This window comes from Niveispirillum sp. FG156 (assembly GCF_057809555.1).
On the sequence record NZ_JBMDKE010000048.1, the window covers coordinates 1 to 22364 of the forward strand.

At 64.3% G+C, this 22364-nt stretch carries 20 protein-coding genes; 1 reads left to right on the forward strand and 19 read right to left on the reverse strand.

Translation table 11 applies throughout. From position 1 onward, the window contains the following. The 5 genes from ACODSP_RS24060 to ACODSP_RS24080 form a co-directional block, all read right to left on the reverse strand. On the reverse strand, window positions 1-2266 hold a 2266-nt coding region (locus ACODSP_RS24060), incomplete at its 3' end, for a hypothetical protein (protein WP_488968068.1). Beyond that, complete coding sequence (locus ACODSP_RS24065; protein ID WP_488968069.1) at window positions 2263-3117, reverse strand: hypothetical protein; 855 nt, start codon at window positions 3115-3117, stop codon at window positions 2263-2265. The genes ACODSP_RS24065 and ACODSP_RS24060, both read right to left, overlap by 4 nt. A 9-nt stretch (window positions 3118-3126) precedes the next feature. Further along, window positions 3127-3924: a hypothetical protein gene (locus ACODSP_RS24070; protein ID WP_488968070.1), complete on the reverse strand. Its 798-nt coding sequence runs from the start codon at window positions 3922-3924 to the stop codon at window positions 3127-3129. Between the two features lie 3 nt (window positions 3925-3927). After that, complete coding sequence (locus tag ACODSP_RS24075; protein WP_488968071.1) at window positions 3928-5730, reverse strand: hypothetical protein; 1803 nt, start codon at window positions 5728-5730, stop codon at window positions 3928-3930. A 10-nt stretch (window positions 5731-5740) separates the two neighbouring features. Then, a complete protein-coding gene (locus ACODSP_RS24080) occupies window positions 5741-10930 on the reverse strand; it encodes a hypothetical protein (protein WP_488968072.1) in 5190 nt (1729 codons plus the stop codon). A 99-nt stretch (window positions 10931-11029) separates the two neighbouring features. Between ACODSP_RS24080 and ACODSP_RS24085 the strand changes: the two genes are divergently transcribed. Continuing rightward, window positions 11030-11530, forward strand: a complete 501-nt coding sequence (locus ACODSP_RS24085; protein ID WP_488968073.1) for a superinfection immunity protein — start codon at window positions 11030-11032, stop codon at window positions 11528-11530. Here the strand turns inward: ACODSP_RS24085 and ACODSP_RS24090 are convergent. The 14 genes from ACODSP_RS24090 to ACODSP_RS24155 all read right to left on the reverse strand — a co-directional run bounded on the left by ACODSP_RS24090 (window position 11509) and on the right by ACODSP_RS24155 (window position 22254). Continuing rightward, a complete protein-coding gene (locus tag ACODSP_RS24090) occupies window positions 11509-11739 on the reverse strand; it encodes a hypothetical protein (RefSeq protein ID WP_488968074.1) in 231 nt (76 codons plus the stop codon). The genes ACODSP_RS24085 and ACODSP_RS24090 overlap by 22 nt on opposite strands. Before the next feature lie 23 nt (window positions 11740-11762). Continuing rightward, window positions 11763-12110 (reverse strand): hypothetical protein, encoded by a 348-nt coding sequence (locus tag ACODSP_RS24095; protein ID WP_488968075.1) that lies wholly within the window; start codon window positions 12108-12110, stop codon window positions 11763-11765. An 80-nt stretch (window positions 12111-12190) separates the two neighbouring features. Further along, the gene (locus tag ACODSP_RS24100) at window positions 12191-12688 is read right to left on the reverse strand and encodes a hypothetical protein (protein ID WP_488968076.1); all 498 of its coding nucleotides are present in this window, start codon (window positions 12686-12688) and stop codon (window positions 12191-12193) included. Window positions 12689-12755: 67 nt separating this feature from the next. Further along, the gene (locus tag ACODSP_RS24105) at window positions 12756-13223 is read right to left on the reverse strand and encodes a hypothetical protein (protein ID WP_488968077.1); all 468 of its coding nucleotides are present in this window, start codon (window positions 13221-13223) and stop codon (window positions 12756-12758) included. Continuing rightward, window positions 13220-13534 (reverse strand): hypothetical protein, encoded by a 315-nt coding sequence (locus ACODSP_RS24110; RefSeq protein WP_488968078.1) that lies wholly within the window; start codon window positions 13532-13534, stop codon window positions 13220-13222. Before ACODSP_RS24110 ends, ACODSP_RS24105 begins: the two co-directional genes overlap by 4 nt. Next, complete coding sequence (locus ACODSP_RS24115; protein WP_488968079.1) at window positions 13534-14547, reverse strand: major capsid protein; 1014 nt, start codon at window positions 14545-14547, stop codon at window positions 13534-13536. Before ACODSP_RS24115 ends, ACODSP_RS24110 begins: the two co-directional genes overlap by 1 nt. A 54-nt stretch (window positions 14548-14601) precedes the next feature. Then, window positions 14602-14961: a head decoration protein gene (locus ACODSP_RS24120; RefSeq protein ID WP_488968080.1), complete on the reverse strand. Its 360-nt coding sequence runs from the start codon at window positions 14959-14961 to the stop codon at window positions 14602-14604. 32 nt (window positions 14962-14993) lie between these two features. Continuing rightward, entirely contained in the window at window positions 14994-16100 is a 1107-nt protein-coding gene (locus ACODSP_RS24125) for a head maturation protease, ClpP-related (protein ID WP_488968081.1), read from the reverse strand. Window positions 16101-16144: 44 nt separating this feature from the next. Next, on the reverse strand, window positions 16145-17659 hold the full coding sequence (locus ACODSP_RS24130) for a phage portal protein (protein ID WP_488968082.1): 1515 nt from the start codon (window positions 17657-17659) through the stop codon (window positions 16145-16147). Then, the gene (locus ACODSP_RS24135; protein WP_488968083.1) at window positions 17659-17868 is read right to left on the reverse strand and encodes a phage head-tail joining protein; all 210 of its coding nucleotides are present in this window, start codon (window positions 17866-17868) and stop codon (window positions 17659-17661) included. The genes ACODSP_RS24130 and ACODSP_RS24135 overlap by 1 nt, the downstream gene beginning before the upstream one ends. Continuing rightward, complete coding sequence (locus ACODSP_RS24140; RefSeq protein WP_488968131.1) at window positions 17865-19847, reverse strand: phage terminase large subunit family protein; 1983 nt, start codon at window positions 19845-19847, stop codon at window positions 17865-17867. Before ACODSP_RS24140 ends, ACODSP_RS24135 begins: the two co-directional genes overlap by 4 nt. Continuing rightward, the gene (locus ACODSP_RS24145; RefSeq protein WP_488968084.1) at window positions 19834-20460 is read right to left on the reverse strand and encodes a hypothetical protein; all 627 of its coding nucleotides are present in this window, start codon (window positions 20458-20460) and stop codon (window positions 19834-19836) included. The genes ACODSP_RS24140 and ACODSP_RS24145 overlap by 14 nt, the downstream gene beginning before the upstream one ends. Before the next feature lie 166 nt (window positions 20461-20626). Beyond that, a complete protein-coding gene (locus ACODSP_RS24150) occupies window positions 20627-21349 on the reverse strand; it encodes a hypothetical protein (protein ID WP_488968085.1) in 723 nt (240 codons plus the stop codon). Window positions 21350-21456: 107 nt separating this feature from the next. Further along, the gene (locus ACODSP_RS24155; protein ID WP_488968086.1) at window positions 21457-22254 is read right to left on the reverse strand and encodes a hypothetical protein; all 798 of its coding nucleotides are present in this window, start codon (window positions 22252-22254) and stop codon (window positions 21457-21459) included. Window positions 22255-22364 lie beyond the last annotated feature (110 nt).

Consider the following 22364-nt stretch of genomic DNA (forward strand, 5'->3'; position numbering starts at 1 on the left):
AGGCGGCAGGGGCAGCAAGGATCATGGAGTGCAGAAAAGCACCAACCCCCGACAGACGCAGACCCAGGCGCCAAACAGCGGACGCATTGGACAGTGTGGCATTGGCATTGTTGACCGCTGTGACACCAACACGCACGCCGTTCTGCCATAGTTCGTAGAAGCCGGCGCGCCGACAAGCGATGATTTGGGTCCATCCCGATACCGTTGCGCCCGACACCGTGTCTGCACTGGCCCACCCATCGTCCGAGACGGACAGAAACACAGCCCCGGCTCCATCCGCGATCAAACGAATGCCAGGGCCGCTATAGGCGCCCGCATATGCCGCTCGTTCGAAGATAGTCGCCGATGCTGATAGTCCAGAAATCCAGACCTTGAGCGACCAATCCCCTGTCCCGAAATCGAAATCCGGGTTGTACGGCTGCCACAGGTAAGCGGTCGAACTGAAGCCTGAAACTGCCGCCAGCCCACAAGGCAGCGCCGTGCGGGACAGGGTGTCGTTGACGATCAGCCCCTTGCCCTTGTAGCTGCGGTCAGGCAGGGCGAGCCGGCAGCTTACGTTGTCGAAATAGAGCGTCTGCCCAGCCGCAGGCGTGCCGCCCGCATAAATCAGGATGCGAGACAACGAGGCGGTCGCCGTGAATTGTAGCATCAGAGGCGCGTTGGCTGTCCCCGAGTGTTCGGCGAAGACATTTGGCTGACCCGCACTAGCGGCAGCCAACACCACACTTATCGTTGAAGTGCCACGGCGGGCGACGCACCGCACAAGATACGTCTGGCCGATCACCGTCGGAATATCTTGGTATGCTCCGGGGCCTACAACCCCGGTGCTGACAACCTCCAATTCGCCCGACACGACTGATATTGTGCTGGCGTTAGCTGTCCACCCCGTCGTACCGCTGCTGAAATCCCCATTGGTCACCAGTTCGGCGGACCCGGTGATATTGCCCGTGGTGGTGTCACACAGCCACGCCCCCCGGATGTCGCCGGGCTGCCAGCCGGTGGCATGGCCGATGCCGACGCTTGCAGCCAGAGATGTGTCGGGGTTAGCGTAATCCACGGCCAGCAGGGCCACCCCCGCAACAGTGCTGCCCACGGCCAGCATGCCACCCGATAACGCCATGGCTCGCACTGAATTAGGCGAAATGGAGATGGCCGGGACCGTAGTGCTGGCGAACACCTTCCGTCTCCAAGCGCTATTAGAGACATCGGCATAAGGTATCGACCCGAACTCGATCGGATTTGCGTCCAGATGCTGGGCGTACAGCACGCCATCGGCAGCGATATGGACGCCGGCATGGCCAGCCGCCCGCGTAATATCGTAAACCGCCCCATTCGGATGGATCACCGATACCCCACCCGCCGTCGCCACAGCCACGGTCGGGATCGGCAGTCCGGCGCTGTCCAACGGGCCGCCGGGGATGACGCGGGCATGGACGTGGTTGCTGTCGGACGAGCCAATAGCTTGGCTGGCGATTGAGTATGCCGATGCGTTCGTTGTACCGCGTTGAGCGATATTCGCGGATCGCCTAAGACGGGCAGCGCTATTGGATAGATCGCAATAGTCATTGGGAAAGCAGACCTCTGTTGCGCCGTTCGACTGCGCAACATAGATGCGGCCATTGAGGGCAAACACCGATCTGATTGTTCCGCCTCCAAGAACTGTCGCCCCCGAATTCAGGACCATCCACATGCGCGGTACGCCGGACACGTCCTGATCATGCAGGTCATAGATCGTGATGGACGCGGCCCGCGCCACGATCCCCGCCACCTTCGGAAACCGCCGCGTCGCCCCACGGGTCGCGGTCCCCAGCGTCTCCCAATACCAGGACCCAAAGGGCCGATCCGCCCACGCCCCGCCGTCGCTATCAATGCGGGTGTCATAGAGATGCACCGCCACCACGTCCGTCGCGGTGGCGAGGCTCTTGGTCAGCGCCGCAAAGGCCAGCCCCGTGGCCGTCCCGGTCCCCGCCGACCCCACCAGCGCCTGCGCCGTCGCCAACGCCGTGCCCGTGGCCGCGCGATCCGCCCCCGTCTGCACCCGATCCGCCGCCGCCGCCCCCGCACTCCCCGCCGCCGCATCCCGCGCAGTCACGGTGCTGGCCAGCGCGGTTTGGGCGTCACCGGCGGCATCGCTCGCCCTCTCCACCTCCACCATCGTGTCGGAGATCATGGGCAGCAACCAGTCGCGGTGGCCACCCCCACGCATATCACGGGCAGCGCTGCCATCGTCGGAATAGGCATGCCCGTTCACGGTCACATTTGTCATCCCATGATCCTCACAAGGTCGAAGGCCGCGCTGTAGCGGCGGTAAGAGGCCGCAACGATGGGCGACAGGCTGCGCATGCGCCCCACCATCGACCCGCGCAGCGCGTTAAGCGGGTCATAGGGGCGCGGCACGAAGTGGATCTGGCCGAATACATCGGCCTGCTTGATCAGCTCCCATGCCCGCTGCCACGCGATGTCGGTTGGCATGTTCGGCACGGTGACCCGGACGCAATCGCGGGCGGCCAGATAGTCGAAGTACTCCGCACCGCCCAGGGCCTGGTCGATCTGCGTCCGGCTTTCCGGCCCGAACTCCGCGCCAAGCGCAAGGCCCGGCATCTCCCAGGCCGCCGACAGGAACAGAGAGGAAAGCCAGAAGGGCTGATCCGTCGTCACCCGCACCCGCCAATATCGCGCCGTGACGGGGGCTGGCAGCACGATCAGACTGTCGCGCATCGGGGGCGGCAAATCGGCATCGACATAGGCACCCGACCACCAGGCCGGGTCCTCCCATTCCAGGACATCGCCGGCGAACGATGTCGGGAACAGGGGTTGATCCGCGCTGTCATAAAGCGGTGCCGACAGGTCCGCATTGTTGGATGCATCCAGGCGCCAGAACCCGCCAAGCGCGCCATTATGGTTGACCAGGCGCGCCATCTTGACGGTGCGCGGGCTTCCAAGATCGATGACAAAACGTGTGGCCGCCGGATCGGCACTGGCGGACAGCGCCTTGTAGGCCAGCTGCGGGCGCCGCAGCATGTCCAAAGGCTGCGCTGTTGTCCACGTTCCGCCCGTGATGGCGGCGGCCTGTGGTGTAAGGTTGGGGAATCCCAACAAGGGGATGGGGGTAGCCATGCGGTTTCCTCACGGTTCCAGGATGGCGATGCGGCCCACGATCTCGCCATTGAGCGTGACCTTCATATATCCAATCAGGGGGCCGGCGCTGGCGGCGAAGCTCATGCGGACAGACGGTCCGCCAAGCGCGATGGACCCGCTTTCCAGCGGTTTGGCACCATGGCCTATGGCGATGGCGCCTGTGACCCCGCTGCCCAGCGAAGTATCATTGCCGATCAGGATGTTGTTGGACTGCGACACCATCCCGCCGCCGGCACCGTTGCCCACCGCGATATTGCCGCCGCCCGTCACCAAATCGAAAAGGGCGCCGACGCCAACCGCCAGATTGCCCGCGCCCGTCGTGACCGCATAAAGCGCACCGGCACCGACGGCGGTGTTGGCCGTGGCGGTGGTGCTGGACACAAGCGTTTGGGCGCCGACAGCAGTGTTGTTATTGCCGCTGACCTGTGATTGCAGGGCGCTGTGACCAACCGCGACATTCTGGTGGGCGGTCGTCGCCACCTTTAGGGCGCCGCGACCAATGGCGAGATTGCGGTCGCCTTCGGCCCCCGCCGTGATGGCCAGGCCCGCATCCGAACCGATGAAGATGTTGTTTTTGAAATCCCCGCCCAGATCATTGAGCCGCATCCACACCAGCAGTTCCGGGCTGGATGCGATGCACATCCACAGGAACGGGCGGGTGCTGTTGGTGACGTCCAGCCACAAGGCCCCCAGACGCACCACATACTGGGCCGGGTCATAGGCGGAGGGTGGCGGGGCCGCGTCGATGAACTGCACCTGCGGCCCCAGCGGTAAAATCGTTGGCATCTCTTATCCCCACAGACCCAGGATGACCGCCCCCCGCCGCCCGTCATGGGCCAGCGACAGCAGCAGCATGTCGCGCGCCCGGCGCAGCCCAAGGTCTGCATCCTGCACATTGATCGTCACCCCCAGCCGAAGCCCCGCCAGAACGGCGGGCGGCAGGCGCGTTGCGATGGACACCCGCCGCTTGCGCCCCTTACGCAGGGTCAGTTGCTGATCGCGCATGGCGATGGCGCCCGCCTCCCCCGTCTGGTCCGTCAGAAGCTCCAAGCGGCGGGCACCCGGATTACGGGCCAAGGTCAGGCTGTCTGCTGCCTCTGCCGTCATGCGGTATTCCTGCGCCAGATAGGCGCGCCGCGCCGCCGTAACCGATCCCGCCGGATCGGTATTGGGCGTCATGACGCGGCCATATCCGATCTGCACCGCATAGATGGGCGCACCGGCTTCTTCATCGCTCAGGGCCAGGATCTCCGACTGCACGATGTCATAGGTACTGGCATCGGCAATGCTGTCGGGCGTCATGCGGCGTAACTTGAAAACCGGCGATGCCAGGGACAGCGGCCCCGCCGTGAACACGCCCGTGGGCGTAAACGCCCACCAGCCCCCGAATGCGGCACAAACACGGTCCAGCAGTTGGGCAATGGTTTCGCCCTGCTCAACCCAGAAGGCACACGGCCAGGGGCAGGCCGCATCCAGCGCCGTCAGTGCCGCCCCATCGATCTCCCCTGACGATAGACCGCCCGGCCCCGACACGATGGCCCCCATGATGGCACCCGGACGTTGATCGGCGGGCAAAGTCTGCGTGGTGATGTCCGCCGTGATCGTGCCGGCCGGCGTGGCGCCCAGGCGGACAAAGGTGCCCTCCGCCCCGGACCAGACGCGATACTGTCCGCGCGCCGGTGCCGTGCTTTCCATTTCCGCCTTGCTGGCATAGGGGGCCGCCGCCGTCAGGGGCTGGCCCATATCGGCCAGGGCGGATACAACCGCCACACCCGTCGATGCCTGAAGGATCAGGCGGGCGGCATTGACCAGGGTCAGCGGGCATTCACGCGCCAACCCACCAAAGGACAGGGGCTTGCGCTGCCCCTTGATATCATCGCCCGTCCCTTCCAACCCGGCGGGCAGCGCGTTGGTGCCGGCATAGGTGGCGGCCTGCACGGGCCGGTCATACCCCCCGGCCCGGCCCCGAACCCGGATGATCAGCTGGCGGCCCGACACTACGGCGGGCATCGCCTCCCCCACCAGCAGCAGCGACGCATCGGCAAAGGCCTGATCTTCACGCGGCAGACGCCAGATCCGCACCTGCTGCCCTGTCAGCCCGTAATCCAGCAGACAGGACAGGTCACGATCCCGGACCAGGGCGATGTCGCCCACTTCCAACCGGCTTTCTCCATAGGTGGTGCCGCGTGCAAACAGGTCGTATCGCAGGTCCAGTGATTGGGCCAGTCGGCCCGGCCAGAAGATCTGCGCGGGATCATCAGTTGGGCGGGTCCAGTATCCCTGCTCACCCGTGGAAAAGCGCAGCCAGCCTTCTGCAACCAGCCAGTCTGCATATGTTCCGGTCCCGCTGGACGCCGTGACCAGCAGGGATACGGCGGCATCCCAGGGACGGGACATCACCCGCCCCCGCATCATCACCGCCGGATCGGCCAGCCGGCGCAGCACCACCTCCATATCCTGCAACAGGGGCGGGCTGTCGGCGGTCAGGGTCAAGGATTTCAGACCCGTCCCGACCGCCAGTGACGTTTCGCTTAACCCCCCGTGATGGCAAGCGATCTCCACCAGGTCTATGCCCGGCACCTCAATAGGCATGATGCCTCCCTCAAGCGACCTTCATGTCTGGATCGATGCGGGCCGACAGGCGGGACATGTCATCCGACAGGCGGGACAATCCGCGTGCCAGCATGTCCAGCCCCGCCGCCTGCACCCGCTGCCCCTCTTCCAGGGTGGCGTTCACCGCGCGCAGCTCGTCCAACGTCGCCTTGTCACCGCCGCCGCCGAACGCGGTTCGCAGCATCTCGGTGGTGCGCGGCGCGCTGAAATACCGGGCCGGCCCCGTGACCTCGATCTCCGGTCCGTTCTCACCCACCAGCCGGACGCCGCCGCCAAACAGTCCGCCCGCCGCAAAACCGGGCGGGTTCAGCAAGCGATAGACATCACTGGCCGCCTTGGTCAGACCGGACTGGAAATCGGACAGGTCGGCATTGCGCAGGATCTCGATCACACGGGCATCGCCGCCCGTCAGGGCGGACAAGGCGTCCGCCCAGAAGGCACGGCCAATCCCCTCGAAATCGTTGATGCCAAAGCTTTGCAGCTTGTCGGTGGCACCAACCCGGTAGCCAGACCCATACTTGTCCGATGCGTTGACCTCGAACAGACCCAGGTCACCGCCCGACAGCGTCTCGATCTGGCGGGCCAGAAGCGAAAGGCCGCTGGCCATGGCCTGGGCACGGCTGTCCGACGTGCTGTCCGACCCCTTGCCGCCGCTATATTGCACGGCCCCCGTGCTGGCATCGACGCCCAGCACGGTATTGGTCATCTTGCCCTTGTCGGCATCGACATCCTTGGCACCGGTCAGAAAGCCCCAAGCACTGCCCGCCGCCCGCCCCACGGGGCTGACATAGGATTGCATGGCGCTGTCATAGGCGGCCTGTGCGGACCCTGTGGCCTTATCCTCCGCCATGGCGGTGCGCAGACTATCCAGGGCGGTGCGCAGATCGCCCAGGGAGTTGAGCAATGGCGATCCCGCCGACAGCACGGATTGCAGGGTGCCGCGCCAGTCACTGCCCGCCGATCCGCCCAGGGCCGCGTCGAACGCCTCCCCGATCCGCACCGACAGCGTCTTGGCATTCCACCCGGCCAGCGCCTGGCCGAACTGCTGATCGATCAGGCTGCGCAGGGTGCGCGACGGGTTCCACCCGCCGCCCGGCGCACTGATCGATGCATCGATCAGGGCCTCCATCCGCGCCGCCGCCGATGGCTCCCCGGCCCGTGTCGGACCGATGGCCGCCCCGACCAGGGCAGAGATGGCCCCCGACAGGGGGGGCGGAGCGGGAACCGTGCCGATTGCATCGTCGAACAGACCGGCAATGGTTCCCGTCAAGGATGCCGGGGCAGGCACCGTCCCGATGGCCTCGCCAACCAGATTACGGATGGTGCCGGTCAGGGGCAGCGGCAGGGCCGTTACACCGATGGCCGCGCGGAAACTGTTTTCGATCCGCGTGTTCAGCGTGTGATCAAATTCCAGATCCTTGAACGCGGCGGCCACGGCGGCGGGGATCAACCCGTCCGGGTCCAGAACCCATTGCTCCACCTTGCCGATGACATCGGCCACCGACCCCAGCGCCGTGGTGTAGGCGTCGATCTGTTCCGACTTGAACCCGTCCAGGGCCAGGGCGACATCGTCCAGGGCCGGCGATATGGCGGCGATATTGCCCGTGGTGACCGCTGTCTGTAGCGTTTCCACGGCGGTGCGCGCCGCTTGCGCCGCCGGCCCCGTCACCCCTTCCAGGCGCGTGGCCAGACTGTCCAGCGCGCCCGTGATGCTGCTGGCCTCCCCGATGGTCAACGCCCCATCCTGCAGGGCGGCGGCGATCAGGTCCCCCACGGGCCGCGACAGGTCCGTGGCGATCAGGGTTTTCAGATCGCCCAGCAACTGCACCTGCACCAGCGACAGGCTGGCCAGCTGCTCCATGCCGGTGGCCCGCGTTTCGGTGACCATGGCGACCTGTGCCAGCGCACCCTTGATCGCGTCCTCCACCGCGAAAAAGGCCTCTGACGATCCGAAAAACTGGCGGGCAATATCGCGATAGGTGCCGGCCAGTTCTGACAGTCCCGCCAACGCGTCGGCATCGCCCGCCTTGGCCTTGGTCACCATCTCGGCAAAACGCTGCCCCGCGATGGATAGCTGTTCGTCCAGACCCAGCGCGCTATCCGGCCCGATATCCCATCCGGCCACGGTGCCCCGCAACTGTTTGACCAGGCTGCGCAGGTTCGCGGCCTGCGACCGCACCTCGGCGGCCAGATCCTGGAACATGCCGATCTGCTGATCGATCTGATCCGATACTGCCGATGTCAGTTGCGATACCTGCGCCTGCACCCGCGCCACCTGCCGTTCCACACCAGCAAACAGCGCCAGTTGGTCTGCCGACAGGTCGCGGAAGAATGCCGACATTTCGGCGGCATTGGCCCGCCGCACCCGCGACAGATCCACCTCGGCCAGCAACGCATCCTGAATGCGTTCTTCCTGTTCTTTCAGCAGCGCCCGATAATCGGCCAGCGCCCCGCGCCCTTCCGCCCGGTCCAGAACATCGGCAAGATCATCCTCGATCCCGCGCGCAATCGCCCGCATCTGCGCCTGATAGGATCGGGTCAGTTCGTCCAGCGGCTGGCCCAGCCTTTCGGCCTCCACCCGCACCGCGCCAAACCTTTCCTGCACATCCTTGACCTTGGCCCCCACGGCAGACAGTTCGGCCCCCGCATCCAGGAAGGCATTGATGCTCTTGGACAGGGCATCCCGCTCCGCCGTCAATTTCTGGGCAAGCAGATCCTCCTTTGAATTGCCGCCGAACATGCCGCCAAGCATGTTGCCGGCGAATGACCATAGGGCCTGACCGCCGGGCAGGAACTGCCCCATCATCGACCCGATGGACCCGCCGATCTGCGCATTCTTGTTCTGGTCCGCATCCCGCCCGAACAGGCTGCCCAGAAGGTTGGCAAAGCCATTGCCCGCTTCGGCACTGTCCAGCAGGGCTTCCCCCACCTTGGCCAGGGCATCTGCCCCCGTGATGCCCTGCTTTTCCAGCTCGCGCATCCGGTCCTGGAAAATCCCCACACCTTCGGCGACCGATCCCCAATCGCCCGCCTGAAGGCGGGTGAAGATATTGCCCAGGGCATCGCCCGCGGCCTGGGCCGCACGGTCCTGCGCCTCGATGATGGCATCGACGGCGGCCCCGGACGTGTAGGCAAGGCCCAGCAGCGGTTCACGGACCTCGGGCAAATTCTGCTCAAAGGATGTCGTCACCTCGTGCCAGAACTCGTCCATCTGCTGCTGCAGGGCCACCTGGTTCGGCATCTGGATGTCCAGACCCAGAATATCCTGTTGCAGCTTGGCTGCCGGGCTGCGCTCCTTCAGCGCCTGCTGATAGGCCGCACCACTGATCCGGCCTTCCGCCAGCAGCTTGTTCAGCTTTTCCAGATCCTTGGCCCATGCCTCCCACGGCGTGGCAAAGGACGCGGCATCGGACAGATCAGTTTTCAGCTCATCCATCCGCGCCTGGATGGCGGCCAGACCGCCTTCGGCAATCTTCTGCTGCCGGGCCACCCGCTCCCAGGCATCGACCCCGCCGGTCTTCAGCGCTTCAAACTGCGCCTGCAACAGGCGCTGTTGCTTCTGCTCCTGGGTTTCGCCTTGCGCGCCGGGATTCATGGCATCGTTGGCTGCCTTAACGCGCTCGGCCTGCTGCTGGCGCAGCTTGATCAGATCGCCGGACAGCTTTGCGATCAGCTCCCGCAGGCGCGCGACCTCGGCCAAGTCCGCCTGCAAGGCATCCAGCGGCGTGCCCCGCTGGTAATTGTCCTGAATATTGGACATGAGCGCCTGCATGTCGCGGTCGTAGGCGTCAACCTGCGCCTTCAGATCCTCGATCATCTCCGGCAACGTCGTGTCAAACGCATCGGTCAGCCCGTCGAAGATGGTGGCAAAACCCGTCGCCAACATCTGGACGGGCAAAGACTTACCCATCCGGGCCAGCAACCGGTCATAGCTGTCGCCCAAATTGGACAGCGCGCCACCGATACGCTTTGACTGCTCCTCCATCGCGCCCGCAAATTCCACCTGCCCCAACCGGCGCAGATAGGCTTCAATCTGGGCAGCGCTGCGGCCCACTTCAGTGGATGTGCCCCGGAAGGTGAAGATCACCTTGTCGCCCATGGCCTGGGCATTGATGCCGAACTTGTTCAGGCTTTCAAATTCGCCCGTGGTTGCATCGGCCACGGCCTCGACCATTTCACCAAGGCGGTAGGACATGGAGGAGGCGGTATTGCCGTAATCGCGCAAGGCCGCCATGGACGGGTCAAGGCCACGCGCCTTCAACTGAATGAAGGCGCGGGTGCTTTCTTCCACGGAAAACGGCGTCTTGCCGGCAAATTCCTGAATGGCCTCGAACACACCCTGCGCGGCCATGGCCGAACGCGTCACGGTCGTGAGACTGCCTTCCAGCGCATCGAAGCGGGCAGCGGTCAAAACCGCCTCCCGCCCGACGGCAGTCAATGTACGAAACCCTTCAAGGGCTACGTAAGCCACCCCGGCAGCCAGCGCCACGCGCCCAAAAGACATGCTGGATCGGTCCAGTGCCTTGGCTTGCGTCTGGTGCGTAAGTGTGGCCGTCTGCCGGGCCTTGGCCGCCACCTCCTCGCTGATCGCATTGCGGGCCAGGGCGTCGTCAATCTCCTCCAACCGGCGGCGATATTGCAGTTGGCTGGCAAACAGCGGGTCGAACCCGGCGCGCACATCCTCATTATGCCGCACGATCTCCGCCTGCGCTGCGTCGCGCTGCGACAGAAGGTCGGACCACAGATCCTCATAATCGGACCGCACTTCGCGCGCGACCGGCCCCAGATAGCGCTGGCCCGTCAATGCGGCGATGGCCTGCTGGCTCCGGCCCGCCATCCTTGCCTGCGCGCTGGCCTGCTCATCCATGACGCGGGACCAGAAGGCCGCGTAGTCGCGCTCCGCCTCACGCGACAGGCTGTCCCAGACATCGGCGCCGATGGCCTTGCGTGCCGCCGCCGCCCCGTCTAGCCGGTCCATGGCGTCCTGCCATGTGCTGCGCATGTCCTGCCCTGCCCCGGTCAGCTTGCGCAGGACCGATTGCATGCTGTCGGCGGCATTGCCCATGCGCCCGCCCGCCGACCGCACCAACTGTTCTGCGGCTGTCAAATGGCCCAGCAGCGGCGCCAGATCGGCCCCGACCCGGATCAACATGTCGGTATTGTTGGCGGCTTGGCTCATGCGGGGGACTCCCTGGGTGAAGACGTGCTAACTTCTCCCGGACTTGCAACCGTCCAGGGAAATGGGTGGATAATGGATAGTGGGGCTATTGCATTCGCGTTGACGCTGGCGATCGGGGTGTACTTCTTGCCCTCAATCATCGCCTCGGCGCGGGGGCATGCGAACACCACAGCGCTATTTGTCTTGAACCTGATCTTAGGCTGGACCTTGCTGGGCTGGGTTGTTGCGCTGGTCTGGTCGCTGATCTCGCAGGAAGGGGCAAAAACGTCAGCGAAGCCACCGACCGACGACATGCTCAGCTTCACTTACTTCGGCCAAACCATCGTCACCAACAAGATGACTGGGCGAGCCACTGTAGCGGGTCAGCACTTCCCCAGTGCGGAAGCGGCCAAGGCTCATATTGATCAGCTCCGCGCCAGCCCCCCGCCACCCGCGCCGACACCACCCGCCGCCATCGTGATCAATCACGGCGGACAGCAGATCCTGATCAACCCTGCCGATGGTACGGCCAGCGTGGATGGCATCAACTTCGCCACCCCCGCCGACGCGCAAACCTATATCGACCGTTTGGCGGCAACTCACCCACCCGGCGGCACATAACCTTTCAGCATCCCGAACAGGCCATTGGCCACATCATCATCCTTCATGACGGGGCCGGGGGGCTTGTCCTGCTTGTCCCCTGATCCAAACGGGTTGGTTTTGATGATGAAATCCACCCGCCCTTCCAGGGCCAGTTCGATCAGGGGAAGCGGTGTATCAAGCGCCTGATCTGGGGACCATCCCAGCCAGCCTGTGGCCTGCCGGAACATTTCCTCCAGATACTCTTCCAGGGTCAGGCGGCGTCCGTCGCCGCCGCCCCGTTTCCCGCCTCACCCTCGTTCGGGTCGCGCCCGCCATTGGCCAGCAGCAACAGGTAACGGTTGATGGGGGCGATCAGGTTGACGGTGCCCTCCTCGAAAACAAGATCATCCAGCCGCTTGGACAGGGCCTCATCCGCCCCGATACCATGCTTGACGATCTTGACCATGCTGCGGAAATCCACCTGCTGCACCTTGGTCAGGGCACCGGTAATCCCGCCCAGCTCGTCAGAGATGCGCAGCGTGGCGCGCGCACTGGCCTTCAGTTCGAAATCTTCACCACACAGGGTCAGCCGGACGATGCCGGCGGTCAGCTTGCTCATGATGGGTCACTCATCGATGGAGGATAAGGCGGGCCACCGGTCGGCGAACATGGTTCGCCGCCGGTCCGGATGAAGGGGCATTAGCTGCCGGCGACGGGCGCGCCCTCGATCACGGCGCCATTGATGCTGATATTGCAGCTAGCAGTGACCAGGTTGTTGGGCCCGCCGACATTGGTGGTGAAGGACATGACCTTGCCGGGGAAGTACAGGCGCGTCGGCTTCGCCCCCGTGCCCGACGGCTTGTCGTTCAGCACCACCTTGAACGTGTAGTCTTCATAGGAAGCCAGCGCCTCCACCAGCTTGGCCTGGCCGGTATCGGCGGGCATGCGCTCCAGGGTCAGGGCCAGCGACCCATCATTGCGCATCCCCTTGTACTTGCCGGTGGCATCGGCATCTAACGGTTCGCTGGTGATTTCCTGAAAGGTGGCGCCGAACTCGCCGATATTGGTGATGCCGCCCACCTTGGCCCAGGTATTGTCGGCCAGGGCGTCCAGTTCGGCCAGCGTGTCATTGGCCGCCACATGCGCGGTAAGGGAGATAAAAAGGCCGGCTTTCGCGGCGGTCACGGGCTTTGCCATGGTGTCTCCTTGCGGCCAACCCGTTCGGTTGCCGCTCATTGCTGTTGCAGGATGGGTGAAAGGCGGGTCAGCCCTGGGGCTGCCCGTGAAGGGTGTAAAGGCGGATGGCGTAGGTCAGTTGCGCGCTGGCATTGGTGGCAACACCCTCGCCGCCCAGGATGCCGATCTGCGTGGCGGTCAGGATGGCTTCATCCAGGGCCAGCCCGTCCAGATTGTCATCGCCCGCCATGGCGGTTTCGATGGCCACCGACAATTCATCCAGCAGATCATCATGATCATCCCCGTCCGACACGCGGGCATCGATGATCAGTTCCAGTCGCCTTTCCAGATCCCCTGCTTGGTTGGTGACGCGGGCTTCCTCCTTGGCCGTATAGACCAGGATGGCCGGCAGCTCACTTTCCGTCAGGGGCCGGACACGCGACTTCAACACCCCGCCGGGGATCAGGCTGGGGGGCACAGCCGCCACCAGGCGGGCCACCACATGGTCGCGCACCTTGCGGCGGATATGCAGGGGCAAGGGGGCATCATCGCTCATTTCGTCCACTCCAGACGGATGATCATCATGCCCGTCACATCGGTAAACGGCTCCGTCGCGGCCTTGACCAGCCGCCCCTTCACCACAAACCGATGCGCTTTCCAGTCGAAACCCGGCAGGCTGACGGACGGCAATGTCAGGGTCCACGCCTCATTGCGCGCCCCCGCCACCGCCCCCCCACCCGGCCCCGCCTCATCCAACTGTTCGATATCGACGGTGGCCGACACAGTCGCATCGTCCATCCCGCCCCGCCGCCAGATGACCAGGTCGCCAAACAACTCGGTCACCGCGTCGTTCAGCGCGTCGAACATCAGGTTCGCTTGCCGCGAAGCGCGCCGCCGGGCCGCGTGTTGACGAACATCGCCTGCGCCTCGATTTCGACATCGGCCCACTGATCGCGGTCGCGGTCCCGGATGATGCGATAATAGGCTTCTTCACCAGGGGTCCCCAGAAGCCCCATAGTGTCGATGGGCGCGGCGAACTGCTTAAACATGCCGGGCACGCCCTTGATGTAAATGCGGCATTCGTCGGTCGGGATGCTGACCGATGAACCGGGGCGGTAATACCGCCATGTGATGTCGCCCCACTCGAACACGTCGGGTTCCAGTTTCGACACCTTTGCCAGGGCAGCGGCATGATTGTAAGCGTCGATCACTTCGGGGTTGCAGGTCAGGTCCTTCCAGAAGTTGCGACCGCACACTGCCTCGATCTGGATGGTTCCAGGAACGTCGCCAACCCCGTCTTCCATCATGTGCTTGACGGTTTCACACTTCTTCTTCAGCGCGCCTTTCTCCGCGCTACTGTTATCCAAGTCGAAATCGAAGATGGCGGCGCGCGTGATCTCGAACTGCTGATACCAGTCATAGACGGTAGCGCCGGTCTTCGGATTGAGCACCAGCCCATCCAGCGCATTCAGCATGTGGAATTCATAGGTGAGTTCCAGCTTGATGCGCTTGTCCAGGGCCTTGCGAGCCACGATACCCTGCACCTGCTGCAGGACGTTGGTGGTCCCGAATTCGCGCAGCCCGGAAATGGCAGACGCCTGGATGCGGCTTTTCTCGAACAGGCGCCGGGTCCGGAAGTCGCGCAGCGTGCGCTCATCGTCGTCCCCGTCAATGCTGGGATCGGCATTGTCGCTGACAAACGGGATCAGGGAAAGAACGCCGTCCGATTCCTCAATCGCGAACTTCTTGCTGGTGATCGGTTCGAATTCGAACAGCCCCAGCGAACGGATCAGCGACGGCTTGTACGGAAGCTTCTTGAACGCCATCGTCAGCTCTATCAGGCTGAACGCATCCTCATCAAAAATGTCCATGGTCAGCATGGATGGTCTCCATCATTCCCCGCGCGCGGGGTTGGTGTGCCCTTCGGCGGGAAATCAGTTGCGAAACACGATCAGCTTGGATGCAAGGCCCGCCTCGGCATCGGCCAGGGTTGCGCCCGCCGGAAGGATCAGCTTCTGCCGGTCAACTTCGGCCAGGCGGGCCGTGATCGCCCCTTCCGCATCGGCTGCGCTCGCGTCGATATGGCCATAACAGATGGCTGCGACGTCCTCGGTTCCATCCGTTGCGGCGGGCGTCCACGCCTTGAACTTCTTGGTGGCGGTGACTTGGCCCAGCAGTTCGCCCGGCTGGAATGCGTGACCGCTGGCGAACGTGGCCGTATCCGTGCTGATCGAACCATGGTCGCTCAGCAGGTATCCCCCATCACGGGGGCGCGTATCGGTGATCTTGCCCATTTTTTCCTCTGGCTCAGTGGGTTGTCGTCACTTCAGGAAAGGTCGGCGACAATGGCCGCCCACCCCTGCTTTGGGGTTTGCGCAGCGGGGGGCGGCCCCAAGCCCGCAACGATGCTGCCCCATGCCGCCGACGGATTATTGGGCGGCAGGTTGGTGTTGATTTCCGTCCCACTACCCGCAGCGGCCAGCATCTCCAGGCACTTGGCCTGTGCCTGCACCACGGTGAGGCCCTGGGCCAGCATCTGGTTGGCGAAATCGGCGGGCACGGCGGCCGGGTTCAGTTTGCGGGCATCGGCCACGGCCTGATGGATACCCTTCACGCCGTCCAGCCGCGCCTTCGCCCGCGCTTCGTCTGCCCCTTCCCGGATCAAGGTGGCGGCAAGCTCGGGTTGCCCGGCGGACGTACACATCTCCATGATTTTCGCGGCGACCGCCGGATCAATGCTGGCCGCAGGTGGGGCCGGGGGCGTGACCGCCGGCGGGCTGGCCGTATCCGCGTGCGCCTTGGCGCGGGCCGTCGCTGGCGTCCAGTTGCGGGCGGTTGCCATCGCCTTCAAATGGGCCGGCGCATTGGCGTAGGCGGCATAGGCAAAGGCCGGAACATCCACCTCTGCCTTGGGTGCCGCCCCCACCCGGTCGGCGAAACCCATGTCCACCGCCTGTTGCGGTGTCATCCAGGTTTCGGCCTTCATCAGGCTGCGGATCTCGGCGGCACTCTTGCCCGTTTCACCGGCATACAAACCGGCATAGGTGTTGGAAAGCGTGTCCAGCATCTCCTGGGCCTTGCGCATCTCTTCGGCATCACCCCAGGCGACGGTGCTGACCTCATGGATCATGAAGGTGGCACCGGGGGCGATCTCCACCTCATGCGCGCCCAGGATGGCAAGGCTGGCGGCACTGGCCGCAAGGCCTTCGATGCGACCCGTCACCTTGCCCTTGTGTCCCGCCAGGATGGCATGGATCGCCGCCCCTTCCGTGGCCACGCCACCACCGGAATTGATGATGACGGTCACGTCCTTGTCCTTGCCCACCTGGGCCAGGGCGACAGCCACGTCGCCAGACGTGAAGCCATCTTCCCACCAATAGGCGCCGACCGTGCCGGTCAGGCGCACTTCTCCATCCGCGACCTGCACGGCCATGGCATGTCTCCTTTCAGGTTTTGCTGCTAAGACACCCGCGCCAGTCAGGCGTCGGGCAATTCACTGTCGGGCGGGCGCGCCTGTGTTACGCCTGACCCGGATACGCGCGATGGGTCGGTGTCATAGACCAGACCCATATCCTTCTCGCGCTGGCGGTCGACCTCGTTTTCCGCATCGATCTCTTCGACGCGTTCACCACGACCGCGAAGCACACGCTTGCGGCTGGTGAAGCCAGCCCGGACACGGGCGCGCTCCGCCCCCACATCCTGCATTGGGTTCAGATAGGGCCATGCCTGCGGTGTCCACGGCACCTGATCGGTGACAACGTCGCGCCCGATCACACCGGCCAGACGCGCCGATGCACCCCACCATTGCATGACGCGGCGCAGCATCTGGTGAATAACGACGTGGTGCTGCAAGACTTCTATGCCGCGAACGAAATCATTGTGCGCGGCGCGATAGGTACGGTCATTGCCATCGGCAAAGGCACCGGACACATGCTCGTAAAGCAGATACATGGCTGTCGCCATGGTCCGCTTCTGATCCCGCACATAGACCTCATAAGTGTTGCTGACGCCCGGCGGATTGGGGAACTGCACTTCTTCGCCGGGTTCCAGGAACCACACGGCTGCCTGATCGATGCCGACGCGCGGGACCGGGCTGGCCCGATCCCGTGTATCCACCTCCGAATAGAACTCACGGACTTCATTAAAGTCCATCTCGCTGGGCATGTTGCGCTTCACGAACATATTGAAATTAGCATTGTTCGCTTCGCGCAGCCGCGTGCTGTCCTGGAAATCCTCCATATCCTTGATGGCGCCAATAATAGGCGCCAGCCATGGAACGCCATGGTTCTGTCCCCCGCGCTTGCGGTGGAACAGGTGAATGATTTCGCTGGCTGGGACCAGGACGGACTGCCCCCCATCATAACCAATCTCACTGGGGTGCTGTTTGAAGAACCAATATCCAGTGCGCTGCCCGATGGCATTGTACTGAATGCCGTCGCGCGTGACGAACCCGCCTGACAGGGGCAGGTTCTTGTTTTCATCCAGCTGCTCGACCGGGATCAGTTGCACTTGCAGCGGCACCCGAAAGCCATCTTCCGGGCGACGGTCGCGGCGACGCAGAAAGCAACCCCCAGCTTCCACCATTTCCAGAACGGCCAAGTGCGTCTGGCCGTACAGATCATTGACCCCGTCAGCATCGCTGTAGTCGGTCCATGCCTCCCATTCGCTTTGCGCCGCCTCGTTAGACAGTTCCGGTACAATCCCAGTGCCGACGATGTGCTTGGCCAACTGCATCACGATGGTCTGGGCAATCCCGCCTGTGCGGACCAACTGGCGCGACTGTCGGCGCAAGGTGGCGATGCCCGCTATCGAGACGTCCGGCCGGGTGGCGGCAGGACGGAAAGACAGGCTGCGCGGCCCTGTGCCCGTCGTCTGATAGGGGGCTGACTGGCCTTCCGCTCGCGCTGGCGACCGCCCGGCGCCGATGGCGGTATGCGTCGGGGCTGCCCACCGATGACTGACCGCCGGCACCCGGACACGTTGCTGTGTCATCACCACCCCCCGCTACCACGCCGCGTCACCGAAACCGCCCGCACTGTCTGTCCGCCATTCGCGCGCAGCTTTTGCAGCTCCAGCTCCTTCAGGCGGGCGCGCACCTCATCTGGTGAGTTGAACTCCACCCGCCGCCCATTGAACTGAACGGACTTCTGGCCACTGTTAATCGCCCGCTGCAACTTAGCGATATCGTCATCTACGCTCATCTTCGCCTCACATGGTTCGCCCTGACCGGTCCGCGGGCCGGGGCCAGACTGGTTGGCGGGGTTGCCGGCGACGGCGGGGCCGGGCTTGGCTGCGGCGGCATGCGCTGGGCTTGGAACAGCATGTCTTCCATGTCCAACTGTTGCCCGGCCTGGGCCACCGGTGTTTCGCGGTCAGCCTCCAGTGCTGACCAGTCCTTGTCGGTTTTGGTCCGCCAGCCCAGCTTGATGGCAAGGGCCTCGCCAATGACCATCGTATCAAGGGCCTCATTGCGGATGCCCGTGGGCAGGACCCAGCCATAATCGGTGCCTCCATCCCGGCGCTGCTTGGCGACCCGGCGTTCCGATGTGACCTGTTCGAAGTAATCGTCCCCCATGCCAGCGGGGAAATCGACGAAGCCCAGCTCCAACGGGTCCATCTTGGTCAGGAACCGATAGAAGCCCAGCTTCAGGCCGGAAACGCCCAGGTTGAAGAACCGGCGCGCGTACTTCAGGACCTTGCCCGTCTTGGCATCGCGCAGCTTCTTGACCAGCGCGATGGGTGGGGCGGTGTCGCCGCGTTCGCCGCGCGTCATGATCACTTGGCTTTGCGGCCAGCGGCGGACCCACTCCCAAACGTCATTGGTCCAGGCATTGCCGTCGATGCCGGCCAGATCGATGGTGCGCCGCCTACCGACGGCGGCGGGCCATTCCGTCTTCAGCAGCGTATCGATCCGCGCCTGGGTTTCGATCTCACTGATATGACCGTCGATGACAAAGTAATCGACAACCCAACGCCGAAGGTCCCGGCCCCAGGCGATCAACTGACACTCCACCCGGTCCTGCTGACAATCCATCGACAGGGTCAGCAGCAGGCCGCCCACGGGCACGATACCCCGCCGCCGTCCCGCCGCCTCCGCCCGGTCCCGCAGCCCTTCCCAGGCCGGCGCATCGCCCTGCACCTCATAGGCGCGGCCCAGCCAGTCATTGAAGAAATTCTTCTCCGCCTCCGGATCGCCCTTGGCCTTGATCCAGGCCAGCGCCAGCGCGGTCCAGCTCTCCGCCTTGGAATAGGCGGCCCAGATGTAAAAGCTGACATGGCCGGGCAGCGGCCTCGGGTTATGGGCGACCCACTGACCCGCACCCACCATGGCGTCGCGTTGATGTTCGTGGATCTCGCATCCGCAGCCGGGGCAGATGAAATGGCTATTGGCCGGGTCCTCCTCATCGACATGGAAATTCTCCCACTCGAAGGAATGCCGGTGCTGGCATTCAGGACACGGCATCTCCCAATGTTCCTGGGTCCCGTGATTGAAGGCCGCCGTGATGCGGCAACCCGGCAGGATCAGCGGTGTGCTGATCTTTAGGATCTTGGCCTCATCAAAGGCCTTGCTGCGATTGTCGGCCTGCCCCTCCGGATCACCGGCCTTGTTCTTGTCCCACTTCGACAGATCGTCCTGCACCTGATCGGGCACTGACAGCATCGACAGGCTGTTGGCGCTGTTGGCACCCGACACCTGCAACCAGCCTCGCCCGTCCTTGCGCTCCTGGTACAGCAGACCATTACCGCTTTCGCGGGTCACCTGCATGCCCAGGATGCTGGCCAGGGCCTTCACCTTGCGGATCATGACCCGCCATTTGGTGCGTGCCCAGCGGGTGGCGTTGTCTTCCGTCGGGTGCGTGTAGAGGAACGGCCCCGGATCAAGGTGCAGCTTCGCAGCCAGGAAGATCTGGGCCAGAATGGTGCCGCCGACCTGGGCGCTTTTCTTCAGGGCGATGATGCGGGCCGAATGGTCGGGCGACAGAACCTCGAAGATGCGCCGGTTCTGCGGGAAGTTGGCTGGATTGTAAGGGCCGGGGAACGGGCTTTCCCGTCCGAACTCGACATGGTCAACCGCCCATTGTTCGTAATCGAGGGGTGGTGGCGGCTCCAAAAGGTCCGCCATTGTCAGGGCCGCCAACCGCTCGGGATTGGCCTGCCATGCAACCTCATCCAGGGGCATCGTCTGCAATCTCCGTCACCAGATCGGGCATGGCCATCCCGGCTTCACGCAGTTGTTTGGCGCGTTCGGCGCGGAACCCGCGCCATTGCTTACGAAGCAGGCTGGTCAGGGCGCGTTCGTCCATGGGGCCGGCGGCATGGATGGCCTTGGCGACATCGCGCCAGAACGGGTCAATGGCGGCCAGAAAATCGGCCAACTGCTTTGACCAGGCGGCGGCGGCGGCCTGGGCATTGACAACGACGCCCCGGCTTTCCAGCTCTTCGCGCCGGCCGCGTTCGGCCTTTTGTTCCTCATTGTCGGCCCGCGCCTTCAGGAAGCGCAGTTGGTTTTCTTCTTCCTCGGTCGGCGGCTTGGTCAGCCCACCGCCGAGTTCCTCTTGCGGCGCCGTATCTGCCGACGTCATGGGCAGCCGCATCTGGCCAACGACCTGGGCGGGATTGCGCCCCAACTTCAACTGCCTATCGGCTTCATGCGCGTTGATCAGCCGCTTGCCGCCCTGGGTTACCAGCGCAGGCCCATTCAACAGACCTGGCCGCCCGCCCTTGCCATTGATCCACTGACTGACACGCCCCGGCGTGACGTTATGCCGGGCCGCGAACTCAGCTTGGGTCATGAGTGGTTCCATGTCATTACCCCGCTGTTTACCGCCTTTACCGGTTTACCCTTTGATTTACCTCTCTCTTTACCGAGGTATCGGGGATCGAATTACCCGCAGAAGGGGGGAGGGGGTCAGGGGCCCCGCCGCCCACCCCCTCCCCTCTCACATGTTGAGATGACCCTCATCCCCGCGCCGTCCGCAGCGCCTTGGCCAGCGCCGCCCTGAACTGCCTCGGGTATTCCTTGTCGGTCAGCGCCTTCGCCACCCCGTCCCAGTCCAGCATCCGGCGATAGGTCGGGGGCTTTGTGAAGATGACCACCGGCTTGGCAGCCCCGCCCTTCGCCTTGGGCCGCATCCAGACCCCAGCAGGCTTCCCTGCCCACCGGTTCTTCTTCACGAAGAACTCAGCCTTGGTCTTTCTGGCCTTGGCCGTGCGGTTCGCCACATAACCCGTCTCGGCAAACGCCCCGGTCGCAGACAGGATCTGCACGATCAGCGCGGGCCGGAGGTTACCCGCGGCATTGACGAAGTGCTTGCCACCCACGGTCATCATCCCCGCCGGCATCACCCCGTTGGCGATCAGCGCCCGTTCAAACCGCTTCAGCCGCCGCATGCCGCCATCGCGCAAGGGGGAGAGATACTTGAACGCTGGCGTTCCCTTGCCGGCAAAGTCGCGGAACCGGATGAAGGCTTCCGTCTCCCCCCGCGCTGCGAACTTGATGTAGGGAGCGTTCAGCGTGAACGGCACCGGCTGATCCAGCCGCTTCGACAGCAGATCCCGCATCTGCGGCAGAACGACCTTGGCCGTCTCGTTGGCCGCCAGCCGCGCGGCAAAACCCGCCTGTTTGGCCAGCCCCGACAGCTTGGACAGCGCGGGCTTGACCTCGCACCCACTGCGCGCCATCGCCACCCCCTGACCCAAGCCCCAAATGAAACGCCCCGGAAAGCCTTTCGGCTCCGGGGCGCAACTCTCTGACGGTGCCCTAAACCTGCGTCGAGTTTGGGCGTATGTCAACAGTCACGCGCTTGGGTGGCATCCATCACGGCCCAGATATCCGCCGCTTCGCTGGCATAGGCGCTCAACCAGCCCACCACCAAACCGACCACAGTCCTATGATCCACAACGATATTCTGCACCACAAACGACACGGCCCGCCGATCCACCACCACCGCGCGGAAAACATCCGCCACCGACCACGCCCGCCCTGCCCTGCCATCAAACCGCCGGGAATCGGCACGCATCGCCGCCATCAGGTCACCCACCCGCCCCGCCGCATGGTGCCCCGCGCGATAGGTGGACAGCTCCATCCGCATGGCCCCACCCCCATCGACGCGCACGGCCATCGGGTCCATGGCCTTCACGCCGCTCACGCTACCCACCGAAAGCCACTCGGCCACCTGCTGCACCTCGCGCGCGGCCCGCCACTCTGCCTCGCCAATCCGCCCCGTGCGGAACCATCCCGTCACGGGGTCCTGCCTGGACCCCGGCCCCAGCTGCGGGACATCCCCCAGCCGCGACAGCTGCGCCAGCTGATCATCGGCCAGCAGCTGGTCAATCTCTGCCACATGCGCGTAACCCGCATCCGCCACCCCCACCCGCCGCAGCAAGGCGCTCTTGATCGCCATCAGCCGCGCCCGTGCCGTCACATCACCGGGCGACAGCGACAGGATCAGCCGGGCATAACCGATGCCGGCCTGTTCATCTGCCGACAGAACCGCCCGGCGAACCATGTTCGGCGCACCACCCGACCGGCTGATCCCCCGTGCGGGGGCACAGGCCAATGGTTTCCCTTTGAGAAAACGATCCATGATCACCCCCTTGGAGGGTTTTAAAACCCTCCGGAAACTGTCCGTGAAAATCACACAATCAATTCAATGGGTTCGGAGGGTTTAGAGGGTTCGGATAGATATCCTCGTAA

What these genes read in the sequence shown, in the direction of transcription:
- ACODSP_RS24095 (WP_488968075.1), bottom strand. Translation starts at nt 12,110, where the DNA reads ATGAGCAAGCTGACCGCCGGCATCGTCCGGCTGACCCTGTGTGGTGAA.
- ACODSP_RS24065 (WP_488968069.1), bottom strand. Translation starts at nt 3,117, where the DNA reads ATGGCTACCCCCATCCCCTTGTTGGGATTCCCCAACCTTACACCACAG.
- ACODSP_RS24130 (WP_488968082.1), bottom strand. Translation starts at nt 17,659, where the DNA reads ATGACACAGCAACGTGTCCGGGTGCCGGCGGTCAGTCATCGGTGGGCA.
- ACODSP_RS24145 (WP_488968084.1), bottom strand. Translation starts at nt 20,460, where the DNA reads ATGACCCAAGCTGAGTTCGCGGCCCGGCATAACGTCACGCCGGGGCGT.
- ACODSP_RS24125 (WP_488968081.1), bottom strand. Translation starts at nt 16,100, where the DNA reads ATGGCCGTGCAGGTCGCGGATGGAGAAGTGCGCCTGACCGGCACGGTC.
- ACODSP_RS24115 (WP_488968079.1), bottom strand. Translation starts at nt 14,547, where the DNA reads ATGCTGACCATGGACATTTTTGATGAGGATGCGTTCAGCCTGATAGAG.
- ACODSP_RS24150 (WP_488968085.1), bottom strand. Translation starts at nt 21,349, where the DNA reads ATGGCGCGCAGTGGGTGCGAGGTCAAGCCCGCGCTGTCCAAGCTGTCG.
- ACODSP_RS24105 (WP_488968077.1), bottom strand. Translation starts at nt 13,223, where the DNA reads ATGAGCGATGATGCCCCCTTGCCCCTGCATATCCGCCGCAAGGTGCGC.
- ACODSP_RS24100 (WP_488968076.1), bottom strand. Translation starts at nt 12,688, where the DNA reads ATGGCAAAGCCCGTGACCGCCGCGAAAGCCGGCCTTTTTATCTCCCTT.
- ACODSP_RS24135 (WP_488968083.1), bottom strand. Translation starts at nt 17,868, where the DNA reads ATGAGCGTAGATGACGATATCGCTAAGTTGCAGCGGGCGATTAACAGT.
- ACODSP_RS24070 (WP_488968070.1), bottom strand. Translation starts at nt 3,924, where the DNA reads ATGCCAACGATTTTACCGCTGGGGCCGCAGGTGCAGTTCATCGACGCG.
- ACODSP_RS24075 (WP_488968071.1), bottom strand. Translation starts at nt 5,730, where the DNA reads ATGCCTATTGAGGTGCCGGGCATAGACCTGGTGGAGATCGCTTGCCAT.
- ACODSP_RS24140 (WP_488968131.1), bottom strand. Translation starts at nt 19,847, where the DNA reads ATGCCCCTGGATGAGGTTGCATGGCAGGCCAATCCCGAGCGGTTGGCG.
- ACODSP_RS24120 (WP_488968080.1), bottom strand. Translation starts at nt 14,961, where the DNA reads ATGGGCAAGATCACCGATACGCGCCCCCGTGATGGGGGATACCTGCTG.
- ACODSP_RS24080 (WP_488968072.1), bottom strand. Translation starts at nt 10,930, where the DNA reads ATGAGCCAAGCCGCCAACAATACCGACATGTTGATCCGGGTCGGGGCC.
- ACODSP_RS24090 (WP_488968074.1), bottom strand. Translation starts at nt 11,739, where the DNA reads ATGTTCCGGCAGGCCACAGGCTGGCTGGGATGGTCCCCAGATCAGGCG.
- ACODSP_RS24110 (WP_488968078.1), bottom strand. Translation starts at nt 13,534, where the DNA reads ATGTTCGACGCGCTGAACGACGCGGTGACCGAGTTGTTTGGCGACCTG.
- ACODSP_RS24155 (WP_488968086.1), bottom strand. Translation starts at nt 22,254, where the DNA reads ATGGATCGTTTTCTCAAAGGGAAACCATTGGCCTGTGCCCCCGCACGG.